The sequence below is a fragment of the Roseitranquillus sediminis genome (genome assembly GCF_016918935.1).
GTDB classification, from domain to species: Bacteria; Pseudomonadota; Alphaproteobacteria; order Rhodobacterales; family Rhodobacteraceae; genus Roseitranquillus; species Roseitranquillus sediminis.
In genome coordinates this window covers 225012-239109 of sequence record NZ_JAFFOB010000015.1, presented here as the reverse complement: position 1 = coordinate 239109, position 14098 = coordinate 225012, and the positions used below count along the sequence as shown (strand labels likewise).

10 protein-coding genes and 1 riboswitch are annotated in these 14098 nt (G+C 70.2%); of the genes, 1 reads left to right on the top strand and 9 read right to left on the bottom strand.

What is annotated here, in order from left to right; translation table 11 throughout:
• Positions 1 to 63: 63 nt before the first annotated feature.
• The 6 genes from JM664_RS09225 to JM664_RS09200 form a co-directional block, all read right to left on the bottom strand.
• Complete coding sequence (locus tag JM664_RS09225) at positions 64 to 933, bottom strand: dihydroneopterin aldolase (protein WP_227419615.1); 870 nt, start codon at positions 931 to 933, stop codon at positions 64 to 66.
• Between the two features lie 71 nt (positions 934 to 1004).
• A complete protein-coding gene (locus JM664_RS09220; protein ID WP_227419614.1) occupies positions 1005 to 1580 on the bottom strand; it encodes a cell wall hydrolase in 576 nt (191 codons plus the stop codon).
• A 255-nt stretch (positions 1581 to 1835) separates the two neighbouring features.
• Positions 1836 to 4373, bottom strand: a complete 2538-nt coding sequence (locus tag JM664_RS09215) for a putative PEP-binding protein (RefSeq protein ID WP_227419613.1) — start codon at positions 4371 to 4373, stop codon at positions 1836 to 1838.
• 131 nt (positions 4374 to 4504) lie between these two features.
• Positions 4505 to 6859: a glycine--tRNA ligase subunit beta gene (gene glyS / locus JM664_RS09210; protein ID WP_227419612.1), complete on the bottom strand. Its 2355-nt coding sequence runs from the start codon at positions 6857 to 6859 to the stop codon at positions 4505 to 4507.
• The gene (locus tag JM664_RS09205; RefSeq protein ID WP_227419611.1) at positions 6859 to 7377 is read right to left on the bottom strand and encodes a DUF6446 family protein; all 519 of its coding nucleotides are present in this window, start codon (positions 7375 to 7377) and stop codon (positions 6859 to 6861) included. Before JM664_RS09205 ends, glyS begins: the two co-directional genes overlap by 1 nt.
• Positions 7374 to 8285 (bottom strand): glycine--tRNA ligase subunit alpha, encoded by a 912-nt coding sequence (locus JM664_RS09200; RefSeq protein ID WP_227419610.1) that lies wholly within the window; start codon positions 8283 to 8285, stop codon positions 7374 to 7376. The genes JM664_RS09205 and JM664_RS09200 overlap by 4 nt, the downstream gene beginning before the upstream one ends.
• Before the next feature lie 136 nt (positions 8286 to 8421).
• Between JM664_RS09200 and JM664_RS09195 the strand changes: the two genes are divergently transcribed.
• Positions 8422 to 10068, top strand: coding sequence for a serine protease (locus JM664_RS09195; RefSeq protein WP_264465594.1), 1647 nt, complete (start codon positions 8422 to 8424; stop codon positions 10066 to 10068).
• Between the two features lie 3 nt (positions 10069 to 10071).
• On the opposite strand, the gene JM664_RS09185 is transcribed toward JM664_RS09195, so the two are convergent.
• From JM664_RS09185 to metZ, 3 genes are all read right to left on the bottom strand, one after another.
• Positions 10072 to 11520, bottom strand: coding sequence for a TrkH family potassium uptake protein (locus JM664_RS09185; RefSeq protein ID WP_227419609.1), 1449 nt, complete (start codon positions 11518 to 11520; stop codon positions 10072 to 10074).
• A gap of 52 nt (positions 11521 to 11572) precedes the next feature.
• Entirely contained in the window at positions 11573 to 12676 is a 1104-nt protein-coding gene (gene folE2 / locus JM664_RS09180) for a GTP cyclohydrolase FolE2 (protein ID WP_227419608.1), read from the bottom strand.
• Between the two features lie 88 nt (positions 12677 to 12764).
• A complete protein-coding gene (gene metZ, locus JM664_RS09175; protein ID WP_227419607.1) occupies positions 12765 to 13940 on the bottom strand; it encodes an O-succinylhomoserine sulfhydrylase in 1176 nt (391 codons plus the stop codon).
• A 52-nt stretch (positions 13941 to 13992) separates the two neighbouring features.
• Positions 13993 to 14071: riboswitch (SAM riboswitch) on the bottom strand.
• Positions 14072 to 14098 lie beyond the last annotated feature (27 nt).

The window sequence follows — 14098 nt, the reverse complement described above, 5'->3', positions numbered from 1 at the left end:
TCGCAATTCGCCATCGCCCTACCCGGTGCGGCCGCGCCCCTCAACCGCGGGCGATTCCGATCATCAAGCGAGTAACGATGGCGCCGTCACGGCTCGAACTTCCGCCCGCACGCCCTGCGGCGGATCCTCCCCGACGTAAAGCAGACGTTCCGCGTCCATTTCGCGCGCGAACCACGCCGTCAGTTCGGTCGGCAGTACCCGGATAGGAGCGCTCGGCGTGTCGAGGACCATCTTCGCGGGCGCCCAGACCGTCAGTCGCTCATGGCGTAGTGCCCAGCCGAGTTCGGTGCGCGACGATGTCACCGTGCAGCGCCCGATGCGTGCGGCGACGGCCCGCGCGTTGATCTCGATCGCCAGCAAGTCGATCCGCCGCTGCGACGCCTCGTCCTCGACCCTCGGCGCGGACAGCGGGCCGAAACCGACGCAGAAGATTGGCGGTCGCTCGTGCAACTCGGCGATCCAGTCCGGAAGCCGTGGCGACGAGGCGGCCTCGTCCGAAAGATGCACGACGACCGGCCGCGGCGCCTCCGGCCGCGCCGGAGACGCGACCGCAGGCGCGCTGCGCTCGATCTCGACGCCGAGGGCGCCCGGCCCACGATCAAGTTTCTCGATCCGGACCCGGCACTGCGCCGCCCGCGGCTCGCGAAGGACGCGCGCGGCGATGCGCTCGGCCAGCGTTTCGAGCAGGTTCAGCCGCTCCGCTCCCAGTTCCTGTGCGATCGCGTCCGTCAGCGTGTCGTAGGAGACAATTCGATCCACATCGTCGCCAGCAGGGTCCTGCGACCGAAGGTCGACCCAAACTCCGAACCGCAGGCGCTGAAGCCGCCCACGCTCCGGCTCGAACGCGCCGATTTCCGCTTCCACCACGTGATCGGCCAGGAATATCCGGTCAGAAGTCCCGCCGCCGGCTCCCGCACCGCCGTGTTCGCTCATCGAGGCGGACCCTCTGCCGGTTGCACGAGGCGATGGCTATGCCAGTCCGCCTATCCGCACAAGCCGCGGCCTCAGCCGGGCATCCGGTAGAAGTGATGGTCGCCGATTGTCGAGGTCCGGGCGAAGGCGCTCGCCCAGCGCGGATTGACCCAGTCGGTGTGGTAGTGCGTCGCGCCACCGGTCAGCCGCCGGGCGGCGCCATCCAGCATCAGCCGCGCCACCTTGCCGACCTTGCGCCAGGCACGCTTCTCGTCGATCCGCTCGGCCTGTCCGTCGCAATTGTAAGAGAACTGGCAGCGATAGCGTTCGCCGGTGCCCTGCTGGACGACGCCGCAAACGCTGTCGGGAAAGCGGACGCTGTCGACGCGGTTCAGGATCACCTCGGCGACCGCGAAGATGCCAGCGACGTCCTCGCCGCGCGCCTCGAAGTAGAGCGCCTCGGTCAGGCAGCGCCACTCTTTCCCGCCAGTGGCAGCCGGGAGTTGAGCGAGGTACGCGCGATCATAGTCGGGAACCAGCCGATGCGGCCGCGGCGCCGGGCGCCGGCTGGATTTGGGATCCAGCGCCGCGCGCGCCCTCGGTCCCGTCTCGAGCGCCTCGGCCACCGGGTCCTTCGCATTCGACGTGCTAAGGACCACGTCGGCCACGGCAGCACTCCACAACCCAATCGACAGGGCCAGCGCGCACGCCGCCCGGTTCACCCAAACCATCACTGTTCCCCCAGTCCAGTTCTTTCCGGCGGTGCAGCTCCGCCAGACGGGGGTCGATTAATGAAGGGTTATCGCGGACGTCTACCCGACGCGTGGTCAACCCTGTGGCTGAGCTGTCTGCGCCTACCAGATGATGTGCCGCTACACCGAAGGGTGTATGAATTCGGCGGAAACCTGCCGATCCTCCAACCGCTAATCGGCGGATTTTCCGTTGTCGGCCAGTGCAAGGTGCGCCGCCGCGAGTCGCGCGACCGGCACGCGGAAGGGCGAACAGCTCACGTAATCGAATCCGGCAGCGCGGCAGAAGGCGATGCTCTCCGGGTCTCCGCCGTGCTCGCCGCAGACCGAAAGGACGACGTCCGGATTTCCCCTGCGGCCACGCTCGGCCCCGATCATCAGGATCTCGCCCACACCTTCCACGTCCAGGCGGTGGAACGGGTCCTCGGGGAAGACGCCCTGCGCCACGTACACGCCCATGAAGCGGCCGGCATCGTCGCGGCTGAGGCCGTAGGTCATCTGCGTGAGGTCGTTGGTACCGAAGCTGAGAAACGCGAGGTGGGTCGCGATGTCTTCCGCCCTCAGCGCCGCACGCGGCGTCTCGACCATCGCCCCGAATCGATAGTCGAAGCTCTCGCCGGTTTCGGTACGGACGGCGGCGGCCACCGCGTCCACTCGCGCCTTGACGAGCTCGACCTCGCGCCGCGCGCTCACCAGCGGCACCATGATTTCGGGCACGACCGCGTCGCCGCGTCGCGCCGATTCCACCGTCGCCTCGAAGATCGCCCGCGCCTGCATGTCGTAGATCTGCGGGACCGTGATGCCGAGGCGGACGCCGCGCATCCCCAGCATCGGGTTGAATTCGCTCAAGGAGTCTATGCGGCGCATGACCTTCGGGATGGGCAGGCCCAGCGCCTCGGCGAGGTCGCGGATCCCCTCGCGCGTCGTCGGCAGGAACTCGTGCAGCGGCGGGTCGAAGAGGCGGATGCAGACCGGAAGGCCCGCCATGATCTCGAAGAGTTCGGTGAAGTCCGCGCGCTGCATCGGCAACAGGCGCTCCAGCGCGGCGGCGCGATCCTCGTCGCGGTCGGCGAAGATCATCTCGCGCATCACCGTAAGGCGGTCCTCCTCGAAGAACATGTGCTCTGTACGGCAGAGGCCGATCCCCTCGGCGGCGAAGGTCTGCGCCATGCGGGCCTCGGCCGGCGTGTCGGCGTTGGCGCGCACGCCGATGTCGCGCGCCTCGTCGGCCCAGGCCATCAGGGTGCGGAAGGCGTCGTCGAACGCCGGCTCCAGCAGCGCCGCCTCGCCGGCCAGCGCCTCGCCCCGGCTTCCGTCCAGCGTGATGACGTCGCCTTCCGAGAGGACGCGCCCGTCGTCGGCCTGAAGGCGCCGCTCGCGCGGCAGCAGGCGAATGCCGCCCGCGCCCACGACGCATGGCAGGCCCAGTCCGCGGGCGATGACCGCGGCGTGGCTGGTCATGCCGCCCCGCTCGGTCAGGATGCCCACGGCGGAGTGCATGCCGCGAATGTCCTCGGGTGAGGTTTCGCGGCGGACAAGTATGCACGCCTCACCCCGTGCGGCACTGGCCTGCGCCGCGGCCGAGCCGAAGACGATGCGGCCCGTCGCGGCGCCGGGGCTGGCGCCGATCCCGCGGGCGACCACGTCGCGGGTGCTCTCCGGGTCGACCTGGCGGTGCAGCAGCTCGGAAAGCTCGCGGGGCGCGATCCTGAGGACCGCCTCCTCGCGCGAGATCACGTCAGACTCGGCAAGCGACACGGCCATCCTCACGGCGCCGCGGCTCGACCGCGGGACCCGGACCGCGTCGACGATACTGATCCGGCCATCCTCGAGCGCGAACTTGATCTGCATCTCTTCCCGCAGCGCATGGCGACACGTCGCGCCGTGGCCTTCGAGCGCGGCGAAAACGTCTGGCGCGTCCGCTTCCAGCGACGGCGCGCCCGCGTCTCGCGTCAGTACCATGGGCGCGACGCCACGCTGCACATCGCGGTCGAGGCTCCGGTCGGTGAAGCGACCGCCGACGTGCGGCAGGCCGCTCCGGCCATCGACGAACTGGATCATGCCCGAGCCGCTCACGCCGCGGCCAACGCCGAGCGCCATCCGCTGCACGACCAGGCCCAGCCCGGCATCCGCCGGCGCGCCGCGGCCCTGCCGCAGCAGCCGGGCGGACGTGCCCTCCCATGCCCGCGCCATCGAGCGGAGCACGGCTGCAAGCTGCCGCGCGGGGTCCTGCGGGAATGGCTCTTCGGTCTCGGCAAGGTAGGCCTCGAGCGCCGCCTCGACCGTCGGCGCCGCCTCCGCCTCGGCGGGATCGAGACGCGCGACATGCTCCGAATAGCCCTGGATGCACCGCAGATATACCCGGTCCGCCGCCTCGCGACCGATCTGCCGGGCGATCGCGTCGCGTCTCGCATCGCACATGCCGATGTCGAGCAGCGCGCTCGGCCCGCCCCAGTCGGGGTTCTCGGACGACGGGCGGACGGAAACGACGGGATCGGGACCGATCAGGTCCAGCAAGGCTCGGAGGTCAGGCATCCGGCCCGCGGCGACGGCGCGAACCGTGCTGAACGGCAGCGCGACCGTCGCCGGTACCGGGAGGTCGAGCCGGATGAGACGCTGCAGGCACTTGGCCCGCTCGCCGTGCGTCTCTACCCGGATCGGCGCGTCCGGCGTGATCAGGTCGAACGGTGCGACGCGGTCGGGTTTCTGCACTGCGGCATCCTCTCGGCGCGAAGCATAGAGGCGCAGCGGCTTCTGACAAGGCTGACCGTCTCGAGGGCCGGCGCGCCTCGGAGGGAGCGTTGCCCCCGCCTCGGCGCGCCGCGGGCCAGACGGCCCGGGCCCTAGCCCTCCAGCCGGGTGAGGTCGGCGACCGAGAGGCAGGTGGCGCGGATGCGGTTCAGCATGTTGAGCCGGTTGCGGCGGACGATCTGGTTGTCGGTATTGACCTGCACGGCCTCGAAGAAGTCGTCGATCGGGGCGCGGAGGCGGGCCATCGCGGCCATGGCAGTGGCGAAGTCCTCGGCCTGCATGGCCGGCGCGATCTCGGCCTCGGCGGCGTCGAGGGCGTCAAAGAGGCGGCGCTCCTCGTCGGTCTCGGCGAATTTGCGGTCGGCGCCGAACTCGTAGGAGACGCCGTCCTGCGCCTCGGCCTGGGTCAGGATATTGTTGGCGCGGCGGAAGCCCTGCACCAGATTTTCCCCATCGTCGGTCTTCAGCACCGCTGCCAGCGCCTCGGCTCGCCTGACGAGCAGCGTCAGGTCGTCGTTGCCGGGCATCGCGAGGCAGGCGTCGATCACGTCGTGGCGTATGCCTTGGTCGCGGAGGTGGACCTTGAGGCGGTCGTGGAGGAAGGAGAGCACGTCTGGGGCAAGCTTGCGGAGTTTCGATACCCGTTCATTAACAAGGCGAAAAACAGCTCGATCCACCAAGTCCTCGAATAGTCTTTCGACCGACTTTAGATCTTCAAGGTCCTCATCAAGGAGGCTGTCCGATATCAGTCCGAAGTGACTATCTGTTTCCTTGAAGTGTTCCAGCGTCTCCTGAAGATTCCGAAAGCCGGTGAAGACGTCATATGCTTCCTGCCGATAAGTGCGATCAAGCTCGCGCCGATATTGTTCGCCGAAAGCGCTTGTGGAGGCATCAAAGGCCGCACAGACGCTCAATCTCAACTGATTCAAGGTTACTAGCCGGATCAACCCCAACCCCGCGCGCCTCAGGGCAAAGGGGTCTTTGCTCCCCGTAGGCTTCTCGTCGATGGCCCAAAACCCCGTCAAGGTATCCAGCCTGTCGGCAAGCGCGACCGCCACCGACACCGGCGCAGAGGACACTGCGTCGGAGGGGCCGACGAGGGGGGCGTAGTGGGCGGGGGCGGCGGCGGCGATTTCGGGGGGGAGGCCGGCGGCCTCGGCGTAGTAGCGGCCCATAACCCCCTGAAGTTCCGGGAATTCGTAGACCATTTCGGAGGCGAGGTCGAGTTTCGCGACGCGCGCGGCCTGCTCGGCCTGGTCGGGGTCGGCGCCGACGGCGGGGGCGATCTCGCGGGCGAGGGCGGCGATGCGGTCGATGCGATCGGCCTGGCTGCCGAGCTTGGCGTGGAAGGTGACGTTTTTCAAAGCGTTACGCCATTCTTCCATGCCCTCGCGCGCCACCGCGAGGTCGTTTTCCCAGAAGAACAGCGCGTCCGAAAGGCGGGCGTCGAGGACCTTGCGGTTGCCGGCGAGGATGGTCGCGCCGTGGTCGGCGGTCTCGCGGTTGGCGACGGTCACGAAGTGGGTGATGGGCGCGTTTTTTGAAGAACTTGCATGACTTTCGACCCCTTCTTGCAAGTTCTTGCAAGACTTCCGGACCGAGAAGAACTTCTGGTGCTCGCGCATGGAGGTCTGCAGCACCTCCGGCGGCAGGTCGAGGAACCGCTCGCCGATCTCGCCCAAGAGGACCACCGGCCACTCGACGAGGCCCGCCACCTCGGCCATCAGCGCGCGGTCCTCGACGAGTTCCAGCCCTTGGGCGAAGACAGCCTGCTCGGCGTCGTGGCGGATTATCTCGGCCCGCTCCTCGGCAGAGAGGACGACCTTCGCGCGCTTCAGCTTGGCCGCGTAGTCGTCGAACGAGGTGACGGTGATCTCGCCGGGGGCCATGAAGCGGTGGCCTTCGGTCACGTCGGCGGCGCGGATGCCGTCGATCTCGACCGGGACCACCTGGGCCCCCACCTCATCTGTCAGGATACAGAGGATGCGGTGCAGCGGGCGGACCCAGCGGAGCGACCCCTGCCCCCAGCGCATGGACTTGGGCCACGGGAAGTTGCGGACGGTCGCCTCGAGCACCTCGGCCACGATCTCGGCGGCGGGGCGGCCGGGGCGGTTGTAGACGGCGAAGTAGGCGCGGCCCTTGCCGGTGTCGCGGACCTCGAGCTGGTCGGGCGTCAGACCGACGGAGCGGGCGAAGCCCTCGACCGCCTTACCGGGCGCGTCCTCGCGCGGGCCCTTGCGCTCCTCGCGGAGCGTCGGGCTCTCGGGCGTCAGGCCCTCGACCGCGAGGGCGAGGCGGCGCGGGGTGTGGTGCGCGGTGGCGTGGCGGTAGGTGAGCCCCGCCTCGACGAGGCCGTCGGTCATCAGGCGGCGCAGGTCGTCCGCCGCGCGGGCCTGCATGCGCGCGGGAATCTCTTCGGAGAAGAGCTCGATCAGGAGGTCGGGCATTACTGGTCCTCGGGGGCGGGCGGGCAGCCCTCGGGGGCGGGCTGGCCGTCGAAGACGGCGTCGCCGCATTCGTTGATCTGACGCCATGCGAAGGCGCGGCCGTCGGGGAGGACGGCGATGACGCGATCGATGCCGTAGGGGTCGTTGCGGCGCGACAGGATCGCGGTCGCCTCGCCCGCCTCGAGCGCGGCGCCGATCGCCTCGGCGTCGTAGCAGTCGAACCAGCCGGGCGCGGTGAGCGGCGTCGGGTCCGCAATCGGCTCGGCATCGTTCACGACGACCGGGTCGAGCCGGAAGCAGGCGCGGAAGCGGATCGGCGAGCTCTCGCTGTCGATCCCCTCGAAGTCCGTCACCGGGACCGGCCGCGCGGCCTCGGCACCCCGCGGGACGACAGTCAAGGCGGCGCGCTCGGCGTCGAGGTCGAAGTAGTAGGCGCGGGTCTGCAGCCACCACATCGCCACGCCGGCGACGAGACCCACGAGGACGATGCCGGCGGCGAGGACGCGCCCCCAGCTCACGCCGCGGCGCCCAGCGGGGTCTCGAGGAAGGCGTCGGCGCAGGCCTTTGCCAGCGCGCGGACGCGGGCGATGTAGGCCTGACGCTCGGTGGGCGAGATGACGCCGCGGGCGTCGAGAAGGTTGAAGATGTGCGACGCCTTGATGGTCTGGTCGTAGGCCGGGAGCGCCATCACGATCTCGCGGCCCGCCTTGTCCTCGCGCGGGGCCTCGAGGATGCGGCGGCATTCGGCCTCGGCCTCCTCGAAATGGCGGAAGAGGAGGTCGGTGTCGGCCTGGTCAAAGTTCCAGCGGCTGTATTGCCGCTCCGCCTCGCGGAAGACGTCGCCGTAGGTCAGCGGCCGGGGGCTCTCGGGGTCGTTGAACGGCATGTCCATGACGTGGTCGATGCCGAGGACGTACATCGCGAGGCGCTCGAGACCGTAGGTGAGCTCGCCCGAGACGGGACGGCAGTCGTGGCCGCCGACCTGCTGGAAGTAGGTGAACTGGCTGACCTCCATCCCGTCGCACCAGACCTCCCAGCCGAGGCCCCAGGCGCCGAGCGTCGGGCTCTCCCAGTCGTCCTCCACGAAGCGGATGTCGTGGAGGTCCATGTCGATGCCGATGGCGCGGAGCGAGCCAAGATAGAGCTCCTGCAGGTCGGGCGGCGAGGGTTTGATGATGACCTGGAACTGGTAGTAGTGCTGCAGACGGTTCGGGTTCTCGCCGTAGCGTCCGTCGGTCGGCCGGCGCGAGGGCTGGACGTAGGCGGCGGCCCAGGGGCGCGGGCCGAGCGCGCGGAGCGTGGTGGCCGGGTGGAAGGTGCCGGCGCCGACCTCCATGTCGTAGGGCTGCAGCACGGCGCAGCCCTGCCGGCCCCAGTAGGCCTGGAGCGCCATGAGGATGTCCTGGAACGAGCGCGGCGCGGCCATGTCGGCTCCTGTCCGGAAGGCGCGTTCTCTCTAGGCAACACCCCCGGCAGGGTCAATCGGATCACCGGCACTTGAGTCGTGTGGCCCGGCGTCGCTCTGCTAGGCTCGCGCCGACGGTCAGCCAAGGGACGGCGGTATGAGACGAGTGTTCGGGGCGGCGTGCCTCTGGTTGGTGGCCGCCGCGGCGACGGCGCAGGAAGCATGGGTGCAGATCGAGGCGCAGCCGACGCGCGCCGAGGCCGCGGCGGCAGCGGAGAACTATGCCGCGCGACTGGACGACGTGGCGGGGTTCCGGCTGGGACAGCGCTGGTGGGCGGTGGCGCTGGGCCCCTATGACCGCGCAACGGCGGAGGCGGAGCTGAGCCGGCTGAGGTCGGGCGGCGCGATTCCCGGAGACAGTTACGTCTCGGACGGGGCGAGCTACGGCGAGCGGTTCTGGCCGGCGGACGGGGTCTCGGTCGCGCGGCTGGACGAACCGCCGACGCGCGCGGCGGACCAGACCGTTGCGGAGGCGCGGCAGGCGGAGCGGCTGCTGAGTGCTCGGGAGCGTGAGGAGGTGCAGCGCGCGTTGGCCTTTGCCGGTGTCTACGATGGCGCTGTGGACGCAGCCTTCGGGCCGGGCACGCGCGCGGCGATGCGGAGCTGGCAGGCGGCGGAGGGGTATCCGGCGACTGGCGTGCTGACGGCGGCGCAGCGGGAGGTGCTGCTCGGCGGCTGGCGCGCGGTGCTGGCGGAACTCGGGATGGAGACGGTCCGCGACGAGCGGGCGGGCGTGGAGATCGCGGTGCCGGCGGGGGTGGTCGGGTTCGACCGCTACGCGCCGCCGTTCGCGCGGTACGAGCCGACGGGCGACCTGCCGGTGCGGGTGCTGCTGATCAGCCAGCCGGGCGGGCTGGCGACGCTGCGCGGGCTCTACGACATCATGCAGACGCTGCCGGTCGTGCCGCCGCAGGGGCCGCGGGAGCTGGGCAGCCGGTCCTTCACCATCGAGGGGCGCGGCGCGGAGCTGATCTCGTGGACCTTCGCCGAGCTGGCGGGCGACGCGGTGAAGGGCTTCACGCTGGTCTGGCCGGCGGCCGACGAGGCGCGGGGGCGGCGGGTGCTGGAGGAGATGCGGGCGAGCTTCCGGCCGCTGCCGGGCGTGCTGGGCGGCGTGGAGGACGGGGCGGCGCCGGTGCCGGACCTGCTGGCGGGGCTGGAGGTACGGCGGCCGGCGCGGGGGTTGAGCGGGTTCTACGTCGACGCGAGCGGCGCGACGCTGACGGCGGCGGAGGCGGTGGCGCGGTGCGGGCGCATCACCCTCGACGACGGCACGGAGGCCGAGGTGGCGGCGCGGGACGAGCGGCTGGGCCTCGCGCTCCTCCGGCCGCGCGAGACAATGTCGGCGCCGGCGACGGCGCGGTTTCGCTCGGCGCTGCCGCGGATCGAGTCGGAGGTCGCGGTGGCGGGCTTTCCGTTCGGTGGCGTCCTGCCGGCGCCCGCGCTGACCTGGGGCCGGGTCGCGGCGCACGTGGAGGCGGAGGGGCGCAAGCGCCTGGCGCTCGCGGCCGAGGAGGGTGACGCAGGCGGGCCGGTGCTGGACGAGAGCGGCGCGGTGGTGGGCGTCCTGCTGCCGCACGGCGCGCCCGGCCACGCGGTGGCGGCAAATGCGGCGGCGGTCGCGACGTTCCTGGCGCAGGCGGGGCTGACGGTGGCGGCCACTGACGGTGACGCGCCGGTGGCGCCTGAGGACCTCGAGCGGCTGGCGGTGGACCTGACGGTGCGGGTAGGTTGCTGGGACTGAGCGTCAGCCGCGCCAGAAGGTGCGGGTGAAGAGTACCAGCACGACCATGAGCTCGAGCCGGCCGACCAGCATCGCGGCGGTCTGGAGCCACTTCGCCGAGTCGTTGAGACCGGCGAAGTTGCCGGCGGGACCAATCCGGTCGCCGAGGCCGGGGCCGATGTTGAGGATCGCCGTCGCCGCGCCCGAGAGCGAGGTGACGAGGTCGAGACCGGTCACGGTCAGCAGGACGGAGAGTCCTCCGATCGACACGATGAACACGACGAAGAGCGCCATCACGGAACTCAGCACGTCCTCGGTCACCGGCTTGCCCCCGTAGCGCGGCACGAAGAGGCCGTGCGGCTGGTGAATGCGCCGGATCTGCGCGCGGATGGCGGAGAACAGGATCTGGTAGCGGAAGATCTTGATCGAGCAGGTGGTCGAGCCGGCGCAGCCGCCGACGAGGCCGATGGCGAAGAACACCACCATCGCGAACGGGCCCCAAAGCTGGTAGTCGACGCTGGCGTAGCCGGTGCCGGTGGCGATCGAGGTGACGTTGAAGAGCGCCTCGCGCAGCGACGCCTCGCCCTGAAAGAGGCCCATGAACAGCAGGTAGAGGGCAAGGAGGCTCGTCGCGACGGCGAGCATACCGAAAAACGCCCTGACCTGAGAGTCCATCAGGAGCGGGCGAGTGGTGCCCGAGACGACCTGTACGTAGAGCACGAAAGGCAGCGCCGCGAGGAACATGAAGAGCGTCGCGACATACTCCGCGCTCGCGCTGAACGCGCCGAAGGAAGCGTCGCGGGTCGAGAAGCCCCCGGTCGCGAGGGTGGTGAGCGCGTGGTTGATCGCGTCGAAGCTCGACATGCCGCTGGCGAGGTAGGCAAGGTAGCAGGCGAAGGTCATCCAGACGTAGATCCAGCTGATCCGCGCGGCGATCTCGGCCGCGCGGGGCAGGATCTTGCCCATCGTCTCGAACGCCTCGGAGCGGAACATCTGCATCCCGCCGACGCGGAGCTCGGGCAGGAACACCATCGCGACAACGATGATGCCGATGCCGCCGAACCATTGCAGCATCGAGCGCCAGAGCAGGATCCCCCACGGCAGGTGGTCGAGCCCGACGAAGACGGTCGAGCCGGTGGTGGTGATGCCCGACATCGCCTCGAAGAGCGCGTCGACCACGCGCGCCTCGGTCGCGCCCAGCACGAAGGGGATCGCCCCGAAGACCGGCAGGATGAACCAGATCGCGGGCGCGAGCAGGAAGGTCTGCTGCCGCGTCAGGCCCTGCGAGACGCCGTTCGAGCAGGCGAGCGCGGTGAGGCCGCCGGCGAGCGAGGTGACGATCGCGCTTTCGAGGAACACCGGCCATTCGCCGTTGCCGGCGGCCATGTCGGCCATCATCGGCACCAGCATCGTCGCCCCGAGGAACGCCACGAGCAGGCCGGTCACGTATCCCACCGGGCGGACGTCGATCATGGCCGGAGGCTTGTCCCGGCGCCGGACCTCTGTCAACGGCGCAGGCGCGCCCTCAGCCTGCGTGGCGCAGCGTCGCGAAGAGGCGCGGATCGAGGCTGGCCGCGTCGAAGAGCGGACCCTGCACCAGGATCGAGACCGCGTCGTGGCTGTGCAGGCTCTCCTGGTGGCTGGCGACGATGCGGAAGTCGCCGATCCGGTCGTCGGCCTGCAGCGACTCGCAGAAGAGCCGCGCGGCGTCCTCGACGAAGACCGGGTTCGCGGCGTTGAGCTCGGCGAAGGCCTGCTCGTCCTCGCGCTTGACCATCACCTGGGTTTCGGTCGGCAGCGCGCGGCGGCAGAGGTCGACGAGATCCTCGAACCAGAGGCAGCGGGCGGACTGGTCGATCTCGACGGAGATCCGCGCGACCGAGCGCTGCGAGTGCGGCGTGGCAAGCTGCCCGCGCTCGCGCCGAGCGTGTTCCGCCAGCTCGAGCGAGCAGGGGCAGGTCGAGGAATAGACGTAGTCGAGATGCACGATCCGGTGGCGCACGCCCTCCCGCTCCACCAGCTCGAGCGCGATGTCGTAATACTGCCAGCCCTCGAGGCCCGAGCGCAAGCTGGGGCGGCGCATCGGGAACGAGAAGCGCATCTGGATGCGGGCGTCGATGCTGCCGAGGTCGGCCTTGTAGTCGTCGAGCGCGGCCTCGATCACGTCAAAGGAGAAGTCACTCTCGGCGTGGGCGTAGAACGAGCGCATGATGCGGCTCATGTTGATGCCCTTCTTGCCGGCCTCGAGGCTGACGGTTCCGGTGACGGACGTCTCGAGCGTGATGTCGCCGCCGCTGCGCAGGCGGTAGCGGATCGGCAGGCGGAAGTGCGAGATGCCGACGTGCTGGATCGGCTCCACCGCGCCGCGGATCGACGAGGCGGGGGCGTTCTGCAGGTCGGGCAGCGTGGCACGGTAGGCGGCGTCGGGCGCGAAGCCTTCGTCGTAGGTCCGTCGCAGGTCCGGGTACGAGACCGGACGCGGCGCGGGAAGCAGCCGGGCGAGGGCGGGATCGAGCGCGGCGATCTCGTCGGCGGAGGCGGAGGCGGCCCAGTCGCGGAGCAGGTCGAGGGCGCGGCGGGCGTCGGCGCGCCCGAGGCTGCGCCCGATCTCGCTGGAGTGGATGTTCATCGCCGTTCTCCCGGTTCGTCCCGACGCAGCCTTGCAGATAGGCGCTTCGACGCCGCTTTTCCACGCAGAAGTTCCGCGGCGCGAGGGATCAGATCGCGTCGAGCGCCCGGCGGAGGTCAGCCACCAAGTCGTCGGGGTCCTCGAGCCCCGCCGAGAGCCGCACGAGGCCCGGCGTGATGCCGAGCGCGGCCTTGGCCTCGTCCGGCAGGCGCTGGTGCGTGGTCGTGGCGGGGTGGGTGACGATCGATTTGGCGTCGCCGAGGTTGTTCGAGATCGTCACAACCTCGAGCGCGTTCAGAAAGCGGAACGCCGCCGGCTGCCCACCCGCGATGTCGAGCGAGAGGACCGTGCCCCCCTGCCCCATCTGGCGCATGGCGAGGTCGTGCTGCGGATGGCGGGGGAGGCCCGGGTAGATCACGGAGACGCGGGCGTCGCCGTCCAGCGCCTCGGCCAGCCGCTGCGCGGTTGCGGATTGCGCCCGGACGCGCAGGTCGAGCGTTTCCATGCCCTTGAGCATGATCCAGGCGGTGAAGGGGCTCATCGCCGCGCCGGTGTGCTTGACGTAAGGCTCCAGCGTCTTGCGGATGAACTCGCGGGTGCCGAGCACGACCCCGCCCAGCGCGCGGCCCTGCCCGTCGATGTGCTTGGTGGCGGAGTAGACGACGACATCGACGCCCTGCTCGACGGCGCGGCTGAAGATCGGCGTGGCGAAGACGTTGTCGGCGATCACCGTGGCGCCGACGCCGTGGGCGATCTCGGCCACCGCGGCCACATCGATGACCTCGAGCACGGGGTTCGAGACGGTCTCGAAGAAGACGGCCTTCGTGCCGCGGCGGACCGCGCGGCGCCACTGGTCGACGTCGGTGCCGTCCACGAAGGTCACCTCGACGCCGAACCGGGGCAGGATCTCCTCGAGGATGTAAAGGCACGAGCCGAAGAGCGCGCGGGACGAGACGACGTGGTCGCCGGCGCGGAGCATCGAGGTTAGCGCGGCGTTGACCGCGGCCATGCCGCTGGCGAGGGCGAAGCCGTCCTCTGTGCCCTCCAGCCCGGCAATGCGCTCCTCGAACATCCGGACGGTCGGGTTGCCGTAGCGGGCGTAGATATACTCGTCCTCGCCCGCCGCCTGGAACCGCGCCTCGGCCTGCTCCGCCGTATCGTAAACGAAGCCCTGGGTGAGGAAGATCGCCTCGCTGACCTCGCCGTAGCCCGACCGCCGCACACCCTCGTGCACCAGCCGCGTCCGCGTCTTCCAGTCGCTCATTTCCTAGCCTCCGGCCCGGCCGGCACGAAAAAGCCCCCACCGCCAAGAGCGCCGGGGGCAAGCCCTGCCCTCTTTAGCGGCATGTTTAACGTGGCCCGCAATCAGGTGAACAAATCGCCACGCCGCGCGCTTAGTCCTCCGGGTGCCCCGGGTCAAGC